Annotated in this window: 18 protein-coding genes; 10 read left to right on the forward strand and 8 right to left on the reverse strand. The window is 68.8% G+C overall.

The window, feature by feature from the left end; translation table 11 throughout:
• Positions 1–29: 29 nt before the first annotated feature.
• From ACQY8B_RS25495 to ACQY8B_RS25515, 5 genes are read right to left on the reverse strand one after another with little or no spacing between them, the layout of a single operon-like run.
• On the reverse strand, positions 30–1,007 hold the full coding sequence (locus tag ACQY8B_RS25495) for an MBL fold metallo-hydrolase (RefSeq protein ID WP_422084482.1): 978 nt from the start codon (positions 1,005–1,007) through the stop codon (positions 30–32).
• Positions 1,004–1,210, reverse strand: coding sequence for a DUF2783 domain-containing protein (locus tag ACQY8B_RS25500; RefSeq protein ID WP_422084483.1), 207 nt, complete (start codon positions 1,208–1,210; stop codon positions 1,004–1,006). Before ACQY8B_RS25500 ends, ACQY8B_RS25495 begins: the two co-directional genes overlap by 4 nt.
• The gene (locus tag ACQY8B_RS25505; protein ID WP_422084484.1) at positions 1,207–2,859 is read right to left on the reverse strand and encodes an FAD-dependent monooxygenase; all 1,653 of its coding nucleotides are present in this window, start codon (positions 2,857–2,859) and stop codon (positions 1,207–1,209) included. The genes ACQY8B_RS25500 and ACQY8B_RS25505 overlap by 4 nt, the downstream gene beginning before the upstream one ends.
• A 7-nt stretch (positions 2,860–2,866) precedes the next feature.
• Entirely contained in the window at positions 2,867–3,988 is a 1,122-nt protein-coding gene (locus ACQY8B_RS25510) for an alpha/beta hydrolase family protein (RefSeq protein WP_422084485.1), read from the reverse strand.
• Positions 3,981–4,520 (reverse strand): VOC family protein, encoded by a 540-nt coding sequence (locus tag ACQY8B_RS25515; protein WP_422084486.1) that lies wholly within the window; start codon positions 4,518–4,520, stop codon positions 3,981–3,983. The genes ACQY8B_RS25510 and ACQY8B_RS25515 overlap by 8 nt, the downstream gene beginning before the upstream one ends.
• A gap of 93 nt (positions 4,521–4,613) precedes the next feature.
• On the opposite strand from ACQY8B_RS25515, the gene ACQY8B_RS25520 reads away from it, so the two are divergent.
• From ACQY8B_RS25520 to pyk, 3 genes are all read left to right on the forward strand, one after another.
• Positions 4,614–5,519 (forward strand): LysR family transcriptional regulator, encoded by a 906-nt coding sequence (locus ACQY8B_RS25520; RefSeq protein WP_422084487.1) that lies wholly within the window; start codon positions 4,614–4,616, stop codon positions 5,517–5,519.
• Between the two features lie 90 nt (positions 5,520–5,609).
• Positions 5,610–6,815, forward strand: coding sequence for a phosphoglycerate kinase (locus ACQY8B_RS25525; protein WP_422084488.1), 1,206 nt, complete (start codon positions 5,610–5,612; stop codon positions 6,813–6,815).
• 86 nt (positions 6,816–6,901) lie between these two features.
• On the forward strand, positions 6,902–8,350 hold the full coding sequence (gene pyk / locus ACQY8B_RS25530) for a pyruvate kinase (RefSeq protein ID WP_422084489.1): 1,449 nt from the start codon (positions 6,902–6,904) through the stop codon (positions 8,348–8,350).
• A gap of 13 nt (positions 8,351–8,363) precedes the next feature.
• Here the strand turns inward: pyk and ACQY8B_RS25535 are convergent, their stop codons facing one another.
• On the reverse strand, positions 8,364–9,380 hold the full coding sequence (locus ACQY8B_RS25535) for a 1-aminocyclopropane-1-carboxylate deaminase (RefSeq protein WP_422084490.1): 1,017 nt from the start codon (positions 9,378–9,380) through the stop codon (positions 8,364–8,366).
• Between the two features lie 136 nt (positions 9,381–9,516).
• Between ACQY8B_RS25535 and ACQY8B_RS25540 the strand changes: the two genes are divergently transcribed.
• The 4 genes from ACQY8B_RS25540 (at position 9,517) to ACQY8B_RS25555 (ending at position 13,119) form a co-directional block, all read left to right on the forward strand.
• On the forward strand, positions 9,517–10,002 hold the full coding sequence (locus tag ACQY8B_RS25540; protein WP_422084491.1) for an Lrp/AsnC family transcriptional regulator: 486 nt from the start codon (positions 9,517–9,519) through the stop codon (positions 10,000–10,002).
• Positions 10,003–10,037: 35 nt separating this feature from the next.
• A complete protein-coding gene (locus ACQY8B_RS25545) occupies positions 10,038–10,976 on the forward strand; it encodes an alpha/beta hydrolase (RefSeq protein ID WP_422084492.1) in 939 nt (312 codons plus the stop codon).
• A gap of 65 nt (positions 10,977–11,041) precedes the next feature.
• Positions 11,042–12,106, forward strand: a complete 1,065-nt coding sequence (fba, locus tag ACQY8B_RS25550; protein ID WP_081268804.1) for a class II fructose-bisphosphate aldolase — start codon at positions 11,042–11,044, stop codon at positions 12,104–12,106.
• A gap of 107 nt (positions 12,107–12,213) precedes the next feature.
• Positions 12,214–13,119 (forward strand): phosphoribosylaminoimidazolesuccinocarboxamide synthase, encoded by a 906-nt coding sequence (locus ACQY8B_RS25555; RefSeq protein WP_422084493.1) that lies wholly within the window; start codon positions 12,214–12,216, stop codon positions 13,117–13,119.
• Positions 13,120–13,130: 11 nt separating this feature from the next.
• On the opposite strand, the gene ACQY8B_RS25560 is transcribed toward ACQY8B_RS25555, so the two are convergent.
• Positions 13,131–13,586: an META domain-containing protein gene (locus tag ACQY8B_RS25560; RefSeq protein WP_422084494.1), complete on the reverse strand. Its 456-nt coding sequence runs from the start codon at positions 13,584–13,586 to the stop codon at positions 13,131–13,133.
• Between the two features lie 133 nt (positions 13,587–13,719).
• On the reverse strand, positions 13,720–14,640 hold the full coding sequence (locus ACQY8B_RS25565) for a tetratricopeptide repeat protein (protein WP_422084495.1): 921 nt from the start codon (positions 14,638–14,640) through the stop codon (positions 13,720–13,722).
• A gap of 36 nt (positions 14,641–14,676) precedes the next feature.
• On the opposite strand from ACQY8B_RS25565, the gene purE reads away from it, so the two are divergent.
• From purE to ACQY8B_RS25580, 3 genes are read left to right on the forward strand one after another with little or no spacing between them, the layout of a single operon-like run.
• Complete coding sequence (gene purE, locus ACQY8B_RS25570) at positions 14,677–15,228, forward strand: 5-(carboxyamino)imidazole ribonucleotide mutase (protein ID WP_422084496.1); 552 nt, start codon at positions 14,677–14,679, stop codon at positions 15,226–15,228.
• Complete coding sequence (locus ACQY8B_RS25575; RefSeq protein ID WP_422084497.1) at positions 15,225–16,415, forward strand: 5-(carboxyamino)imidazole ribonucleotide synthase; 1,191 nt, start codon at positions 15,225–15,227, stop codon at positions 16,413–16,415. The genes purE and ACQY8B_RS25575 overlap by 4 nt, the downstream gene beginning before the upstream one ends.
• Positions 16,412–17,413, forward strand: coding sequence for an L-threonylcarbamoyladenylate synthase (locus ACQY8B_RS25580; RefSeq protein WP_422084498.1), 1,002 nt, complete (start codon positions 16,412–16,414; stop codon positions 17,411–17,413). Before ACQY8B_RS25575 ends, ACQY8B_RS25580 begins: the two co-directional genes overlap by 4 nt.
• Positions 17,414–17,425 lie beyond the last annotated feature (12 nt).

Genomic DNA, 17,425 nt, shown 5'->3' on the forward strand with positions numbered 1-17,425 from the left:
TCCGTTGCCTGTCTTGAAATCGGTTCGGTTCAGTCGCCGCGCAGCACCTGCCAGAGCTCGCGGTCGCGCTCGGCGGTCCACACCACGGGGTGTTCGATGCCGCGCAGCTCGTCATAGGCGCGCGACACGTCGAAGGGCAGCACGTGCTGGAACACGGGCCACTTGCCGAAGCGCGGTGTCATGGCCGCCTCGGCGCGCGCGAAGCAGCCCTTGAGCGTGTCGCCCGCCGCGATGCCGGCCTTCACGCTGTCCAGCAGCGTCGACAGGAATGCCTTGGTCAGGCCGATCGCCTCGGCGCATGCCGCTTCGTCCTGCAGCACCGCGCCGCGGCCCGGCACCAGCACGCGCGGGTTCAGCCCGTGCACCGCGTCGAGCGTGCGGGCCCAGTCGCCGATGTAGGCGTCGCCTGCGTACACGCCGCAGTGGTTCTCGACCACGTCGCCCGAGAACAGCACGCCGCAGTCGGGCAGCCAGGCGACGGTGTCGCCGCTCGAATGGCCGCGCCCCAGCGCCATCAGCCGCAACTCGCGGCCGGTGCCCGGGCGGGGGCCGAGCCACAGGCTCATCTCGCCCTGGAAGCTCATCGTCGGAAAGGTCAGGCCCGGAATCTCTTCCACGCCCGCGAACAGGCGCGGGAAGCGGCCCACCTCCGAATCGAAGTCGGCCTGGCCTCGGGTGCGGATCCAGTCGAGCGTGCCGTTGCTCGCAATGATCTGCTCCACCTCGTCGAAGGCGCTCGCGCCCATCACGCGCACCGCGTGGTAGTGGGTGAGCACGATGGTCCTGATCGGCTTGTCGGTCACCGTGCGGATGGCCGCGAGGAAGTCGCGCGCCATGCGCGGCGTGGGACGCGTGTCGATCAGCACCACCTGCTCGTCGCCGACGACGAAGCCGCAGTTGGGATCGAAGTCGCTGATGTAGCCGTAGGCACCGGGCGCGAGCTCGCGCAGTTGTGGCTTCTGCTCGCGGGTGTCCGAGGCAGAAGCGAAAGAGACGTTGGCGGTCATGGGGTTGGCGTGGTCGTGGGGTTGTCTTCGGCGGCTGCATCGATGCAGGCCAGCAGCACGGCCTGGTCGGCGCACTGGTTGGCCAGCAGCAGCACGAGGCGGGCGTTGAGGTCGGCGCTCTGCGCCTCGCTCAGGCCTTCGTGCGCGGCAAGCAGGGCTGCGTAGAAGCCGTCGGGGTCGGGGATGCGGGGCGCTGTGTTCATGAGGCGGTGTCGTGATGGGCGAGCGCGGTGCGCGCGGCGGAGGCGATGGCTTGCGGCGTGGCGTTCGCGAGCAGGGCGGCGCGGTAGGCATCGGGGCGCACCAGCGCGAAGCCGCCCGCGCCATCGATGCCGATGTGGCTCGCCAGACTGTCGTCGGGCTGCAGCGTGGGCAGGCCGCTGTCGCCGCCCACGGCCAGCAGGCGCAGCGGCAATGCAGTGGTGGCGTCGAGCGCGGCCCGTGCCTGCTCGCGCGTCGGCGCGAACCAAAGGCCGATGCACTGCGTGCCCTCGGCCAGCAGCTGCATCAGCGCCGTCTCGCGGCCGTCGGCCCAGCGCAGCGGCAGGTTCTGCACCGTGCGGCCGCCTTCTGGCAGCGCGGGCGCGGGCGGGTAGTCGTTGGCGACCGACATGCGCCCGGTGTTCACCAGCACCCGTGCGAAAGGATGGCGCGCTGCCAAGGCCACGACGGCGCGGCGCAGCGTGTGCTCCGTCGGCGAGCGCGGCGCGAGGAAGCGCGCCGAGCGGCTGGTCACCTGCAGGTTCTGCGCGGCGGCGGGCTGGCGTTCGGCGTCGTAGCTGTCGAGCAGCGCATCGCGGGCCTTGCCTTGCGCGACCAGCGCGAGCTTCCAGCCGAGGTTGGCCGCGTCCTGGATGCCGCTGTTGCCGCCGCGTGCGCCGAACGGGCTCACCACGTGCGCCGCGTCGCCGATGAAGAACACGCGCCCGTGGCGGAAGCTGTCGAGCAGATGGTCGCGGTAGCCGTACGGCCCGATCCACACGAACTCGAACTCCACGTCCGGCCCCAGCTGCTCGCGCAGCCGTGCACCGGCTACTTCAGGCTTGCTGATGTGGGCCGTGTCGCAGTCTTCGGGCATCTGGTAGTCGATGCGCCACACGCCGTCGGCCATCAGGTGCTGCCACACGCCGCGGCCTTCGTTGAAGGGCGCGTCGACCCAGGTCCAGCGCTCGGTGGGCAGCGGCTTCCTGAAGCGCACGTCGCTGATGCACCAGCGGTCGGTGCTGCGCGAGGCGTGCGCCTCGATGTCGAGCTGCGTGCGGATCGGGCTGTTGGCGCCGGTCGCGTCGATCAGCCGGTCGGCCTCGATGGTGTAGCTGCCGGCGGGCGTCTCGATGTCCAGGCGCACGCCGTCGGCCAGTTGCTCGACGCGCGTCACGCGGCTCTTCCAGCGCACGTCGGTGCGGCCGAGTTCGAGGATGCGCTCGACCAGGAACCACTCGACGTAGAACTGCTGCAGGTTGATGAAAGGCGGCTGCCTGGAGACGCTGTTCGCCTGCAGGTTGAAGTTGTAGACCTCCTGCTCGCCCGAGAAGGTGCGCCCGAACGACCAGGTGATTCCCTTGGCCGCGATGCGCTCGTAGATGCCCAGGCGCTCGAAGATCTCCAGGCTCTTCTGCGCATAGCAGATGCCGCGCGACGATGCGCCGCGCACGCCGACGGTGTCGTCCTCGTCGAGCAGCACCGCATGCACGCCGCGCTGCGCGAGGTCGCAGGCCAGCGTGAGGCCCGAGGGGCCGGCGCCGACGATCACGATGGGGTGGCGCACGACCTTCGCGTTGTGCAGCTCGGGCGGAGGCGTGAAGGGCCAGACCGGCAGCTCGTAGGCCGGTGCGAATGCAAAGTTTTCCATGTCTCTTCTACAGCGCGTGGGCGAACTCCGCGATGGCGTCTGCCGCCTGCGGAATCAGGTGCGGCTGGCCCGCCAGGTAGTGGTTGCCGCCCACGATGTCGACGTTGCGGATGCGCGATCCGCCTGCCGCCATCCATGCGTCGCGCGTGCTCGGGAAGGTCGACTGGTCGCCGGTGTAGGTCAGCAGCAGCTTCGGCACCGTGGTGCGCGCGAGGTTGGTGGGCCCATCGGCCTGCGAGCGCGACGACCACTGCGACAGGAAGGCCGTCAGCGAGGTGGTACGGCCCATCGCGTTGGTCGAGTAGTTCACCTGCCGCGCGTCGCCCCACACGCTGCCGGGCAGGCGGTCGTTGGGGTCGAGCGACAGGTCGACGCAGCGCGGATCGGCGTGCGTGCGGTAGACGATGAAGGTCTGGTCGCGCGGCGCGCCGGGCGTGTTGCGCAGCAGCGCGAGGCGGTCGATGCACCACTGCTCGATGCGGTCCAGCCGCGCCTTCTGCGCCGCGCTGAAGCGGGCGAGAAATTCGCCGTCGTAGGGCACGCGGTGGCGCGGGTCGTACATGTCGAGTTCGGGGTCCACCGACAGCGGGTCGTGCTCGTCGGTGACCGAGGGGTCGATCCAGTCGCGCATCAGCCGCGTGCGGCCCAGGTGCGCGGCGCACAGCGCGATGCCGTCCACCGGGGGCAGGTCGCCCGGGTGCAGGTGCGTGGGGTCGCCGTCGGGCAGGTGCGTGGCCGTGAACTTCTCGGCCTGCGCCTGGTAGAAGGCCGACAGCGCGGCGCCGCCGGAGTTGCCGACGAGGAACACCTTCTCGTAGCCCGCGGCGCGCAGGTACTGCACGCCGGCGCCCAGGTCTTGAATGGCACGCTCCATCAGCAGCACCGTGTCGTTGCCCACGAAGCGTGAGTTGAGCCCCATGCAGCAGATGCCGCGCTCGGCCAGCGGGCCGATCAGGTAGTGGCCCATGAAATTGCTGGTCGGGTGCATCACGATGGCCGCGACCTTCTTCGGCCCTTGCGGTGCCTGGTAGGCGCCGTAGATGCGCGGGCGCAGCAGCTGCAGGCCAGACTGGCTCTCCATCGAGGCGCCGGGCTTCACGTCGATGACGGCGAGTTGCAGCTCAGGCATTCGACGCACTCCTTGCCGCGCGCAGCTCGGCCTTGCGCGCGGTCCAGGCGTCGAGGTCGGCCCGGGCGCGCAGCGCATGCGCGTCCATCTCGGACTGCGGCACGGTCGGCGTGGTCAGCTCCACGCGGATGCCGTTGGGGTCGAAGAAGTAGATCGACTCGATGATGTGGTGGTCGGTCACGCCCAGCACCTCGACGCCCGCGCCTTCGAGCCGCGCCTTGGCGGCCAGCAGGTCGTCCACCGAATCGACGCGCAGCGCGATGTGGTTCACCCACGAGGGCGTGTTGGGCGAAGGCAGCGCGGCAATGTCGTCGCCCAGGTCGAAGAAGGCGATGTACGAGCCGTCGCGCATCTGGAAAAAGATGTGCACGTAGGGGCAGTACTCGCCCGTGCTCGGCACGTGGTCGCTCTTGATGACGTGGGCCAGCGGCAGGCCCAGCAGGTCTTCGTAGAAGCGGCGGGTTTCCTCGCTGTCGCGGCAGCGCCAGGCGAAGTGGTGCAGCCCGCGCACGGGCGGTGGTGGGGTTGGCATGGCTCTCGTGTCTCCGGTGAGCCGGTATTGGGCGATGCCGGGTCTTATGATGCAATCGAAATTAATTCATCGATTGATGAAATAACCATATATATGAACCTCACCCTGCGCCAGTTGCGCGCCTTTGCCGCCGTGGCCGAAAGCGGCAGCTTCACCGCCGCGGCGCAGCAGCTGCACCTCACGCAGTCGGCGCTCAGCGTGCTGGTGCGCGAGCTCGAACGCGAAATGGGCGTGCAGCTGCTCGACCGCAACACCCGCAGCGTGCAGCTGTCGGAGGCGGGGCGCGAGTTCTTGCCGTCGGTACACCGTCTGCTCGGCGACCTTGCGGGCGCGGTGGCCGGCGTTACCGATCTGCGTGACAAGAAGAAAGGCTTGTTGCTGCTTGCAGCACCGCAGCTCATGGCCTGCACGCTGATGCCGCGCGTGATCGCGGTCTATCGCGAGGCCTATCCCGACGTGGACGTGCGGCTGGCCGACACCCTGCCGGAGCACCTGCTGGCGGGCGTGACGGCCGGCGACGTGGAACTGGCCGTGGGCCAGGACGTGGCGGTCGACGGCGCCATCGAGCGCCGCACGCTGTTCCGCGACCGGCACTGGCTGATCTGCCCGCCGGAACACGCCTTCGCCAACCGCCGCAAGGTGCGCTGGCACGAGCTGGGCCCCTATACCTTCATCGCGCCCACGCGCGACTTCCGCCAGCGCGTGCTGCCCGAGCTGGCCCCGGCCGAGCGCGACTACATGCTGCGCCCTGGCACCCAGGAGGTGTCGTACATGACCACCGCGCTCGGCATGGTGGCCTCGGGGCTGGGGCTCACGGTGTGCCCGACCTACTCCGCGCCGCTGGTGCGCGCCCACGGGCTGCGCATGGTGCGGCTCGAATCGCCCGACTTCCACCGCGAGGTGTGCGTCTACAGCGCGGCCCGGCGCAGCCTTTCGCCGGCAGCCGCGGGCTTCGTCGAGATCCTGGAGCAGTTCGCCAGGGCGCAGCAAAAGGCCTGAAAGCATCGGACCGCGGCAACAGGCGCTCAGGGCGGGCAAAGTGCAAAACCTACAATGCAGGCCGACCCGTCTTCCACCTCTTCCAGACCCATGAACGTCATTCGATTCACCGACCTCTGCGCACAGGGCAAAGCCGCCGGCCAGCGCGTCTTCATCCGTGCCGACCTCAACGTGCCGCAGGACGACGCCGGCAACATCACCGAAGACACGCGCGTGCGCGCCTCGGTGCCCTGCATCCAGCTGGCGCTCGACGCCGGCGCGGCCGTGATGGTCACCTCGCACCTGGGCCGCCCGACCGAAGGCGAGTTCAAGCCCGAAGACTCGCTGGCCCCCGTCGCCAAGCGCCTGGGCGAGTTGCTCGGCCACCCGTACGAAAATGGGGTTCCGCTGGTTTCCAACTGGGTCGACGGCGTCGACGTCAAGCCCGGCCAGGTCGTGCTGCTCGAGAACTGCCGCGTCAACAAGGGCGAGAAGAAGAACGACGAGGCGCTGGCCCGCAAGCTGGCCGCGCTCACCGACATCTACGTGAACGACGCCTTCGGCACCGCCCACCGCGCCGAGGCCACCACCTACGGCATCGCGCAGTTCGCGAAGATCGCCGCGGCCGGCCCGCTGCTGGCGGCCGAGATCGACGCCATCACCAAGGCGCTGGCACAGCCCAAGCGGCCGCTGGTGGCCATCGTGGCGGGCTCGAAGGTCAGCACCAAGCTCACCATCCTCAAGAGCCTGTCGGCCAATGTCGACCAACTGATCGTGGGCGGCGGCATCGCCAACACCTTCATGCTGGCCGCCGGCCTGAAGATCGGCAAGTCGCTGGCCGAGCCCGACCTGGTCGACCAGGCCAAGGCGGTGATCGAAGCCATGCGCGCGCGCGGCGCCGACGTGCCGATTCCGGTGGACGTGGTCACGGCCAAGACCTTCGCGGCCGATGCGGCCGCCACCGTCAAGGACGCGAGCGACGTGGCCGACGACGACCTGATCCTGGACATCGGCCCCAAGACCGCCGCGATCCTGGCCGCGCAGCTGCGCGAAGCCGGCACCATCGTCTGGAACGGCCCGGTGGGCGTGTTCGAGTTCGACGCCTTCGCGGGCGGCACCAAGGCCATCGCGCAGGCGATTGCAGAGAGCAGCGCGTTCTCGATCGCCGGCGGCGGCGACACGCTGGCGGCCATCGCCAAGTACGGCATCGAGAAGCAGGTCGGCTACATCTCGACCGGCGGCGGCGCCTTCCTGGAAGTGCTGGAAGGCAAGACGCTGCCGGCCTTCGAGATCCTGTCCAAACGCGCGGCCGGCTGATGCCGGCGGCGGGAAAGCCCGTGGGGTGACTTCCGTCAGACACACAAAGTGTATACAGTAGCGAATACAAAACGGAGACTACCCTCATGAGCACGGACCGCATCCCCCGCCACGCCACCAAGATCGTTGCCACGCTCGGTCCGGCGTCCAACACGCCGGAACTGCTGGAAAAGATGATCCTGGCCAAGGTCAGCGTGGTGCGGCTGAACTTCAGCCACGGCACGGCGCAGGACCACATCGACCGCGCGGCCATGGTGCGCGAGGCCGCCCGCAAGACGGGCCGCGAAGTGGCCATCATGGCCGACCTGCAGGGCCCCAAGATCCGCGTGGGCAAGTTCGCGCAGGGCAAGGTCTGGCTGGAGCCGGGCGCCAAGTTCGTGCTCGACGCCTCGCGCACCGAGCCCGGCGACGTCGATGCCGTGGGCCTCGACTACAAAGACCTGCCGCGCGACGTGAAGCCCGGCGACAAGCTGCTGCTGAACGACGGCCTCATCGTGCTCACGGTCGACGCCGTCAAGGGCGAGGCGGTGCACACCACCGTCAAGCTCGGCGGCGAGCTGTCGAACAACAAGGGCATCAACAAGCAGGGCGGCGGCCTCACGGCGCCCGCGCTCACTGCCAAGGACATGGAAGACATCAAGACCGCGATGAGCTTCCAGGCCGACTACGTGGCCGTGAGCTTCCCCAAGAACGCCACCGACATGGAAATGGCGCGCCAGCTGTGCAACGTGGCGGCTGCGGAGTTCGGCCACAAGCCCGGCATGATCGCCAAGATCGAGCGCGCCGAAGCCATTCCCAAGCTGGAAGAAATCCTGCGCGCCAGCGACGGCATCATGGTCGCGCGCGGCGACCTCGCGGTCGAGGTGGGCAACGCGGCAGTGCCCGCGCTCCAGAAGAAGATGATCCGCATGGCGCGCGACATGGACAAGGTGGTCATCACCGCGACCCAGATGATGGAGTCGATGATCACCAACCCCGTGCCCACGCGCGCCGAGGTGAGCGACGTGGCCAACGCCGTGCTCGACGGCACTGACGCCGTAATGCTCTCCGCCGAGACCGCCTCGGGCCGCTATCCGCTCGAAACCGTGCAGGAGATGAGCCGCATCTGCGAAGCCGCCGAAGCGGCCGAAGACAAGACGCTCGACGCCGACTTCAGCGGCAAGGCCTACAGCCGCATCGACCAGTCGATCGCCATGGGCGCGCTGTTCACGGCGCACCACCTGGGCGCCAAGGCCATCGTGGCGCTGACCGAGTCGGGCGCCACCATGCTGTGGATGAGCCGCCACCGCGCGCACATCCCCATGTACGCGCTGACCTCGCGGCTGGCCACGCAGCGCAAGCTGGCGCTGTACCGCAACGTGCGCCCGCTGCTGATGGACTCGGAAAGCGACCGCGACACCGCGCTGCTGCAGGCAGAGAACCACCTGAAGAAGCGCGGCATCGTGCAGACCGGCGATGTCTACGCCATCACCTGCGGCGAGCCGATGGGTGCCCCTGGCGGCACCAACATGCTCAAGATCTGTCGCGCTAGCTGAGCCCGAGAGCGGCTCAACCGTTGCGGAACAGGAAGCTGTAGGCGTTCAGGGCGGGCACCCCGCCCAGGTGCGCATACAGCACCTTCGAGCCGGCCGGGAATTCCCCGAGCCGCACCTTCTCGATCATCCCGTGCATCGACTTGCCCTCGTACACGGGGTCGGTCAGCATGCCCTCGAAGCGCGCGCTCAGGCGAATGGCCTCCAGCGTGCCGTCGTTCGGCAGGCCGTATTCGGGGCCGCCGAAGCGGCGGTCCAGAACCACGTCTTTCTCGGTGATGTCGCGGCCCAGTTCGACCAGTTCGGCCGTGTTCTTCGCGATGCGCAGGATCTGGTCGAAGGTCTGCTGCGGCTTGGCCGAGGCGTCGATGCCGATCACGCGGTCGGCCCGGCCGTCGGCCGCAAAGCCCACCACCATGCCGGCCTGCGTGCTGCCGGTGACCGCGCAGACCACGATGTAGTCGAACTTGAAGCCCAGCTCGGCCTCCTGCTGGCGCACTTCCTCGGCAAAGCCCACGAAGCCGAGCCCGCCGCGCGGATGCTCCGAGCAGCCCGCCGGAATCGGAAACGGCTTGCCGCCGGCCTTGCGCACGCTCTCCATCGCATCTTCCCAGCTCTTGCGGATGCCGATGTCGAAACCCGCTGCGTCCAGCCGCACGTCGGCGCCCATGATGCGCGACATCTCGATGTTGCCCACGCGGTCGTACACCGCGTCGGAGTAGTTGACCCAGTTCTCCTGCACCAGCACGCACTTCAGCCCGAGGTGCGCGGCCACCGCGGCCACCTGCCGCGTCTGGTTCGACTGGATGCCGCCGATGGACACCAGCGTGTCGTAGCCGCCTTCCAGCGCCTCGGGAATGAGGTATTCGAGCTTGCGCGTCTTGTTGCCGCCGAAGGCCAGGCCGCTGTTGCAGTCCTCGCGCTTGGCATAGAGATCGACCTTGCCGCCCAGGTGCGCGCTCAGCCGCTTCAGCGGGTGGATCGGCGTCGGGCCGAAGGTCAGGGCGTGGCGGGGAAACTTCTTCAGGTTCATGAGGGTGGCTCCGGTGCGTTGAAGCCACTGATCGTAGGAAGAAGGGTTCGCAACGTGCTTGCGAAGTTCAATGGCTTTCCGTAAGAAAAAAAGGCAGGATTGCCATCTTCGGAACTTTCAATCGGTGAAGTTGCCAATGAGCACAACAACGTTGCGTACCCCGCCGGAGCTGGACCGCATCGACCGCGCCATCCTGCGCGCCCTGCAGCGCGACGCCTCGCTGTCGAACGTCGCGCTCGCGGCCAAGGTCAACCTCAGCGCCGCCGCCTGCCTGCGCCGGGTCGAGCGGCTCAAGGCGGCGGGGCTCATCAAGGGCGTGGTGGCGCTGCTCGATGCCGACGCGCTCGACCTCGGCATGCTGGTGATGATCGGCGTGGTGCTCGACCGCTCCACGCCCGACTCCTTCGCCGACTTCGAGAAGGCCGCGCAGAAGGTCCTGGGCTGCCTCGAGTGCCACGTGGTCACCGGCGAGTTCGACTACTTCATGCTCGTGCGCACCCGCGACAACGACAGCTTCAACCGCCTGCACGCCGAACAGCTGCTCTACCTGCCCGGGGTGCGCCAGATCCGCACCTTCGTCGTTCTCAAGCAGGTGCTGTCAACCACGCAGCTTCCGATCTGACGAAACCGCTGCCCGCCTTCGTGCGTACTGGTGCGATGAGCTTTCCCCCCTTCGCCACCTTCGAGTCCCTCCGCCGGCGCCGCAGCGCTTTCTTCACCGCCTTCACAGTCACCGCCGCCGCCGTGCTCTCGGCCTGCTCGCCGGTCAAGGTGCTCAACGGCCTGGTGCCCGGCGACACCTACCAGTTTCAGGGCGGCATCGCCTACGGCCGGGCGCCGCGCCAGATGCTCGACGTTTACCAGCCGCTGCCGTCCACGCAACCGGCCCGGGGCTCCCGCCCGCTGGTGGTGTTCTTCTTCGGCGGCACCTGGACCAACGGCGACCGCGCCAGCTACAAGTTCGTCGGCGAGGCGCTGGCCGCGCGCGGCGCGGTGGTGGTGATTCCCGACTACGGTCTGTCGCCCACCTTCACCTATCCGGTCTTCGTGCGCGACAGCGCGCTGGCCGTGAAATGGGCGCTCGACAACGCCGCGCAACTGGGCGCGGACCCGAAGCAGGTCTACGTGATGGGTCACAGCTCGGGCGGCTACAACGCCGCTATGGTGGCGCTCGACGAGCGCTGGCTGGCCGAAGTGGGCGCCAGCCCGAGGCAGCTCGCGGGCTGGATCGGCCTGGCCGGCCCCTACGACTTCCTGCCCATCGGCGACCCGCAGGCGCAGGCCGCCTTCAACTGGCCGAACACCCCGCCCGACTCGCAGCCGCTGGCGCACGTCACCCCGGCGGCGCCCCGCGCGCTGCTCCTGGCGGCCTCCAAGGACAACCTGGTCTACCCCGACCGCAACACCGGCCGGATGGCCCAGGCGCTGCGCGCGGCGGGTGTGCCGGTGCAGGTCAGGCTGTACGACAACCTGAGCCACGTGACGCTGATCGGTGCTTTTGCCAAGCCGATCCAGTGGCTGGGCGGGCCGGTGCTGCCGCCGGTCATGGAGTTCCTCGGGTTGGCGTCAGTGCCGTCCGACAAGGTCGCTCGGTAGAATTGGGGTAGTTTTTCTCGTCTTCCAGCCTTCTCTTTTTCCAATTTCCCGCGAGGTATTTCCCCATGGCACTCGTCTCGATGCGCGAACTGCTCGACCATGCCGCAGCCAATGGCTACGGCATTCCGGCCTTCAACGTCAACAACCTCGAACAGGTCCAGGCCGTGATGGAGGCCGCCAAGGAAACCGGCGCCCCCGTCATCCTGCAAGCCAGCGCAGGCGCGCGCAAATACGCCGGCGAAGCCTTCATCAAGCACCTGATCCAGGCCGCCATCGAGCAGTACCCGAACATCCCGCTGGTCATGCACCAGGACCACGGCCAGAACCCCGACGTCTGCAAGGGCGCCATCGACCTGGGCTTCAGCTCGGTCATGATGGACGGCTCGCTCGAGGCCGACGGCAAGACCATCGCCAGCTACGACTACAACGTCGACGTCACCAAGAAGGTGTCCGACATGGCCCACCGCCTGGGCGTGACGGTCGAAGGCGAGCTGGGCTGCCTCGGCTCGCTCGAGACCATGAAGGGCGACAAGGAAGACGGCCACGGCACCGACGACACCATGACGCGCGAGCAGCTGCTCACCGACCCCGAGCAGGCCGCCGACTTCGTCAAGCGCACCCAGATCGACGCGCTGGCCATCGCCATCGGCACCAGCCACGGCGCCTACAAGTTCACGCGCGAGCCCACCGGCGACATCCTGGCGATCGACCGCATCAAGGAAATCCACCGCCGCATTCCCAACACCCACCTGGTGATGCACGGCTCGTCGAGCGTGCCGCAGGAGCTGCTGGCCATCATTCGCCAGTACGGCGGCAACATGAAGGAAACCTACGGCGTGCCCGTGAAGGAAATCCAGGAAGCCATCAAGCACGGCGTGCGCAAGATCAACATCGACACCGACATCCGCCTGGCCATGACCGGCGCGGTGCGCAAGTTCCTGTTCGAGAACCCCGAGAAGTTCGACGCCCGTGAATGGCTCAAGCCCGCGCGCGAAGCCGCCAAGCTGATCTGCAAGCAGCGCTACATCGAGTTCGGCTGCGAAGGCCAGGGCGCCAAGATCAAGGGCGACACGCTGCAAGTGGTCGCCGCCAAATACGCCAAGGGCGAGCTGGCTCAGGAAGTCGTTTAAAACCTCCCCCGCGATTCGAAGGCCACCGTTCGCGGTGGCTTTTTTCTGCGCGCACAATCCGCTTTCACCGTCTTTCAGTTTCCGTCGTTTCCCCACCGCAATTGCCCATGACCACCGTCCACACCTCCTCCATCCAGAGCCTGCCCCTGCTTGCGCGCGGCAAGGTGCGCGACAACTACGCCGTCGGTGAAGACCGCATCCTCATGGTCGCGAGCGACCGGCTGAGCGCGTTCGACGTGATCATGGGCGAGCCCATTCCGGGCAAGGGCGTGATCCTCACGCAGATGGCGCTGTGGTGGTTCGAGCGGCTCGGCCAGATCTGCCCCAACCACCTGACCGGCGACGCGCCCGAGAGCGTGGTCACCGAGGCCGAGGTGCCGCAGGTCACCGGCCGCTCGATGCTGGTCAAGCGCCTGAAGCCGATCCCGGTCGAGGCCGTGGTGCGCGGCTACCTGGCCGGCAGCGGCTGGAAGGAATACCAGGAATCGCGCTCGGTCTGCGGCGTGCCGCTGCCCGAGGGCCTGACCAACGCCAGCAAGCTGCCGCGCCCCATCTTCACGCCCGCCGCCAAGGCGGCGGCCGGCGAGCACGACGAGAACATCAGCTACGAGCGCGTGGTCGAGATCGTCGGCCCCAAGCTGGCCCAGCAGATCCGCGAGACCAGCATTGCCATCTACGAAACCGCGGCGCAGATCGCCCTGGCCAAGGGAATGATCATTGCCGACACCAAGTTCGAGTTCGGCCTCGACGAGGCCGGCACGCTGGTGCTGATGGACGAGGTGCTCACGCCCGACAGCTCGCGCTACTGGCCGGTGGAGGGCTACCAGGCCGCGCTGGCCGCCGGCGCCAACCCGCCGAGCTACGACAAGCAGTTCGTGCGCGACTGGCTCGAAGGCACCAAGATCAACGGCAAGCCCTGGGACAAGACGCCGCCGGCGCCGCGCCTGCCGGCCGAGGTCATCGAGAAGACCGCCGCCAAGTATCGCGAGGCGCTCGAGCGCCTCACCGGCTGATCACGGGTTGATCAGCGCGCTCCGGCCGAGCTGAACGTCGCCACGGTCCGGCCGCCTGCGTCCAGCAGCGCCAGGCGCCCCGGCCCCGCGAGGCTGTAGCTCGCCGTGTTCTGCAGCGCCGAAATGAACTGCGCCTCGTTGGCCCCGCGCGTCGGGTCGAGGCAGGCCATGCGGGTCGAGGCCAGCTGGCCGATCTTCAGGGAGATGCCCGCGCGCGTGTACGAACCCGAAAGGCGGTTGCAGCCGCCCGATCCGCTGACCCGTCCGCTGCTGCGGTCGAATTGAACCTGTGCGCCGCTGTTGGGCGCGATGGGCTCGTCGCCCAGTTGCACCAGGCGCCAGGTCGGCCCCTCGATCGGTTCGTCCAGGCTGATGCCGCTCCCGCATCCGGCCAGGGTGGTCGACAGCGCCGCCGCCGCGAGGACGGGCAGCGCAATGCGGCGGGTAAGGCGGGCGAATGAGCGCATGGCCGGTCTTTCCTTTTCAAATCTGCAACAAGTTGAATCGGGCGTGATCGTATGCGACAGCGCCGGCCGCGCCAATGCCGTCCCGCTCGCGGTCGGGCCATGAAAAAAGCGACCCGGAGGTCGCTTTGTGGAATCAGCTCAGCACCACGCTGCTCAGGCGGCGCCGGTAGGTGGCCACCACCGGATCGTCCGGCGGGATCTGGCCATCGGCCACCTTGACCTTCGGCGGCTCGATCAGGTCGAGGATCGCGATGTAGGTCTTGCGCGCGAGGTCTTCGCTCCAGGTCTTGTCGCGCATCAGGATGTCGAGCAGCTCGTCCATCGCGTCGGTCCAGCGCTGGGCGGCCATCAGCAGGCGGGCGCGGCCGAAGCGGGCGTCGAAGTCGCGCTTGTTGGCTGCGATCTTCGCGTCGAAATCGGCGATGGCCGGCGCGGCACCGGTGGGCGGTGCTGCGAAATCGATAGCATCCATCCAGCGCTGCAGCGCGTCGAAGCGGCGCACCAGCGTGGTCTTGGCGATCACCGGGGCGAACGCGACCTTGGCGTCGTCGTGGCGGCCTTCCTGCAGCAGCAGCTTGATGTAGTCGAAGCGGGCGTCGTCGTTGGCGGGGTCGGTGGCCACGGCATGCTGCAGCTTCTCAAGCGCGCCCTGGGTGTCGCCGCCGGCCAGCGCTTCCTGCGCGGCGGCTTCTTCCGAGGCGGCCTCGGCTTCGTCGGCGCCGGGCACGTGCTTGTCGAGGAATTCGCGGATCTTCTCGGCCGGAATGGCGCCGACGAAGCCGTCGACCGGCTGGCCGTCCTTGAACATCACGCAGAACGGGATGCTGCGCACGCCGAACATCTCGGACAGCTGGGAGGAGATCTGCGGCACCTTGTCGGCGTCGAGCTTGGCCAGCGTGAAGCGTCCGCCGTACTCGACTTCGAGCTTTTCGAGCACCGGGCCGAGCTGTTTGCAGGGGCCGCACCATTCGGCCCAGATGTCCAGCAGCACCGGCGTGGCGACCGAGCCTTCGATCAGTTCGGCCTGGAAATTTTCGAGAGTGATGTCGATCATCGGAACCAACTGAGGGTGAAACGTAAAATTGAAACCATGAACGAAACCATTCAGGTCGGTGTAGTGATGGGCTCGAGCTCCGATTGGGAGACGATGCGCAACGCGGTCGAGATTCTCCAGCAATTCGGAATCAGCCACGAGGCAAAGGTGGTCTCGGCCCACCGCATGCCCGATGCGCTCTTCGCGTATGCCGAAAGCGCCGCCGGGCGCGGGCTCGCCGCGATCATCGCCGGCGCGGGCGGGGCGGCCCACCTGCCGGGCATGCTGGCGTCCAAGACCACGGTGCCGGTGCTCGGCGTGCCGGTGGCCAGCCGCCACCTGCAGGGCGTCGACTCGCTCTACAGCATCGTGCAGATGCCCAAGGGCGTGCCCGTGGCCACTTTTGCCATCGGCAACGCAGGCGCAGCCAACGCGGCGCTGTTTGCGGTGTCGATGCTGGCGGTGAACAACCCGGCGCTGCGCGCGAAGCTCGACGCCTTTCGCACGGCCCAGACCGCCGCCGCCGAAGCCATGACGCTGCCGCCGGCCCCCGCTGGCGAAGCCCCCCCCGTGTCCCCTTTCTCGCCCCAGGGCGGAGGTGCCCTGTGAGCGACGCCGACCTGCCCATTCTTCCGGGCGCCACGCTCGGCGTGCTCGGCGGCGGACAGCTGGGGCGCATGTTCGTCCACGCTGCCCAGCGCATGGGCTACTTCACGGCGGTGCTCGACCCCGACACCGACAGCCCCGCCGGCCGCGTGAGCCACCACCACATCCACACCGACTACGGCGACGTCGACGGGCTCGCCCGCCTGGCCGGGCTGGCCGACGCGGTGACGACCGAGTTCGAGAACGTGCCCGCGCCGTCGCTGGAGCACCTGGCCGTCGCGCGGCCGGTGTCGCCCGGCGCCCCGGCCATCGCCATCGCGCAGGACCGCATCGCCGAGAAGGCCCACTTCACCCGCTGCGGCGTGCCCTGCGCGCCCTACGCGGCCATCGAAACGGCGGCCCAGCTGGCCGCGGTGGACGACAGCCTGCTGCCCGGCATCCTGAAGACCGCGCGCCTGGGCTACGACGGCAAGGGCCAGCAGCGCGTGAAGACGCGCGCCGAGCTGGTCGACGCCTGGCAGGCCACGGGCTGCGTGCCCTGCGTGCTCGAGAAGATGCTGCCGCTCGAGTTCGAGTGCTCGGTGATCCTCGCGCGCGGCCGCGACGGCCAGGTCGTGCACTTCCCGCCGCAGCGCAACCTGCACCGCGACGGCATCCTGGCCGTCACTGAAGTGCATCCGCAGAACATGCCCAAGACGGTGGCGCAGGGCGCGGTCAATTCGGCAAAGAGCATCGCCAACGGCCTGGGCTATGTGGGTGTGCTGTGCGTCGAGTTCTTCGCGCTGGCCGACGGCTCGCTGGTGGTGAACGAAATGGCGCCGCGCCCGCACAACAGCGGCCACTACACGATGGAAGCCTGCGACGTGTCGCAGTTCGAGCTGCAGGTGCGCACGCTCGCCGGCCTGCCGCTTGCCGCGCCGCGCCAGCACAGCCCGGCCATCATGCTCAACCTGCTGGGCGACCTGTGGTTCCCGGCCGGGGGCGACAAGCCGGTCTCCCCGCGCTGGGGCGAAGTGCTGGCGCTGCCGGGCGTGCACCTGCACCTCTACGGAAAGATGGAGCCGCGACGCGGCCGCAAGATGGGCCACCTGACCCTTACCGGCGCCACCCTCGAAGCGGTGCGCGCCACGGCCTCGCAGGCGGCGCTGCTGCTGGGCCTGCCGGCGGTGACCACCACCGACCTCGCATGATCCTCGACGGCCGCTCCCCGGACGCCATTGCCGAAGCCGTGCGCGTGCTGCGCGCGGGCGGGCTGGTCGCCTTCCCGACCGAAACCGTCTACGGCCTGGGCGCCGATGCGAGCAGCGACACCGCCGTGGCCGGCATCTTCAAGGCCAAGGGACGGCCATCCGACCATCCGCTGATCGTCCACGTGGCGGCCGGCGTCAAGGGCACCGAATCGCTGTCGCGCTTCGCCCAGCCGCTGCCGGCTTTCGCGCAGAAGCTGGTGCAGGCCTTCTGGCCCGGCCCGCTCACGCTGATCGTCACGCGCCAGCCCGGCGTGGGCGCTGCAGCGGCCGGCGGGCAGGACACCATCGGCCTGCGCTGCCCCTCGCATCCGGTGGCGCAGGCGCTGCTGCAGGCCTGCGCCGAGCAGGGCGTGCCGGGGCTCGCGGGCCCCAGCGCCAACCGCTTCGGCCGCGTCAGCCCGACCACGGCGCAGCATGTGTACTACGAATTCGGCGACGCGCTGCCGGTGGTAGACGGCGGGGCCTGCGAGGTCGGCATCGAGTCGACCATCGTCGACTGCAGCCGCGGCGCGCCAGTGCTGCTGCGCCCGGGCCTCATCACCCGCGCACAGATCGAGGCGGCCTGCGGCGAGAAACTGGCTGACCGCGAAGTGCTCGAGACGCCCGACCCGCGCGCCTCGGGCACGCTGGAGGCGCACTACGCCCCCGACGCCAAGGTGCGCCTGATGGACGCCAAGGCCATCCAGACCGGGCTCGACGTGCTGGGCGCCAACGCCGCGCACATCGCCGTGTGGTCGCGCGCCGTGGTGCGCACCCGTTCGCAGCGCGTGCTGCTGCGGCGCATGCCCGACGACGCCGCGGCCAGCGCGCAGCAGCTGTTTGCCGTGCTGCGCGCGTTCGACACCGAAGGCGTCAAGCTGATCTGGGTCGAGACCCCGCCCGACACCCCCGAGTGGGAGGGTGTCAAAGACCGCCTGCAGCGCGCAGCGGCCGCCTGAACCCCCGTCCGG

The organism is Variovorax sp., from assembly GCF_965279555.1.
In the GTDB taxonomy this organism is placed as follows: domain Bacteria; phylum Pseudomonadota; class Gammaproteobacteria; order Burkholderiales; family Burkholderiaceae_C; genus Variovorax.

Excerpts from the sequence above, each read along its gene's own strand:
- ACQY8B_RS25495 (WP_422084482.1), bottom strand. The coding sequence starts at position 1,007 with ATGACCGCCAACGTCTCTTTCGCTTCTGCCTCGGACACCCGCGAGCAG.
- ACQY8B_RS25500 (WP_422084483.1), bottom strand. The coding sequence starts at position 1,210 with ATGAACACAGCGCCCCGCATCCCCGACCCCGACGGCTTCTACGCAGCC.
- ACQY8B_RS25505 (WP_422084484.1), bottom strand. The coding sequence starts at position 2,859 with ATGGAAAACTTTGCATTCGCACCGGCCTACGAGCTGCCGGTCTGGCCC.
- ACQY8B_RS25510 (WP_422084485.1), bottom strand. The coding sequence starts at position 3,988 with ATGCCTGAGCTGCAACTCGCCGTCATCGACGTGAAGCCCGGCGCCTCG.
- ACQY8B_RS25515 (WP_422084486.1), bottom strand. The coding sequence starts at position 4,520 with ATGCCAACCCCACCACCGCCCGTGCGCGGGCTGCACCACTTCGCCTGG.
- ACQY8B_RS25520 (WP_422084487.1), top strand. The coding sequence starts at position 4,614 with ATGAACCTCACCCTGCGCCAGTTGCGCGCCTTTGCCGCCGTGGCCGAA.
- ACQY8B_RS25525 (WP_422084488.1), top strand. The coding sequence starts at position 5,610 with ATGAACGTCATTCGATTCACCGACCTCTGCGCACAGGGCAAAGCCGCC.
- pyk (WP_422084489.1), top strand. The coding sequence starts at position 6,902 with ATGAGCACGGACCGCATCCCCCGCCACGCCACCAAGATCGTTGCCACG.
- ACQY8B_RS25535 (WP_422084490.1), bottom strand. The coding sequence starts at position 9,380 with ATGAACCTGAAGAAGTTTCCCCGCCACGCCCTGACCTTCGGCCCGACG.
- ACQY8B_RS25540 (WP_422084491.1), top strand. The coding sequence starts at position 9,517 with ATGAGCACAACAACGTTGCGTACCCCGCCGGAGCTGGACCGCATCGAC.
- ACQY8B_RS25545 (WP_422084492.1), top strand. The coding sequence starts at position 10,038 with ATGAGCTTTCCCCCCTTCGCCACCTTCGAGTCCCTCCGCCGGCGCCGC.
- fba (WP_081268804.1), top strand. The coding sequence starts at position 11,042 with ATGGCACTCGTCTCGATGCGCGAACTGCTCGACCATGCCGCAGCCAAT.
- ACQY8B_RS25555 (WP_422084493.1), top strand. The coding sequence starts at position 12,214 with ATGACCACCGTCCACACCTCCTCCATCCAGAGCCTGCCCCTGCTTGCG.
- ACQY8B_RS25560 (WP_422084494.1), bottom strand. The coding sequence starts at position 13,586 with ATGCGCTCATTCGCCCGCCTTACCCGCCGCATTGCGCTGCCCGTCCTC.
- ACQY8B_RS25565 (WP_422084495.1), bottom strand. The coding sequence starts at position 14,640 with ATGATCGACATCACTCTCGAAAATTTCCAGGCCGAACTGATCGAAGGC.
- purE (WP_422084496.1), top strand. The coding sequence starts at position 14,677 with ATGAACGAAACCATTCAGGTCGGTGTAGTGATGGGCTCGAGCTCCGAT.
- ACQY8B_RS25580 (WP_422084498.1), top strand. The coding sequence starts at position 16,412 with ATGATCCTCGACGGCCGCTCCCCGGACGCCATTGCCGAAGCCGTGCGC.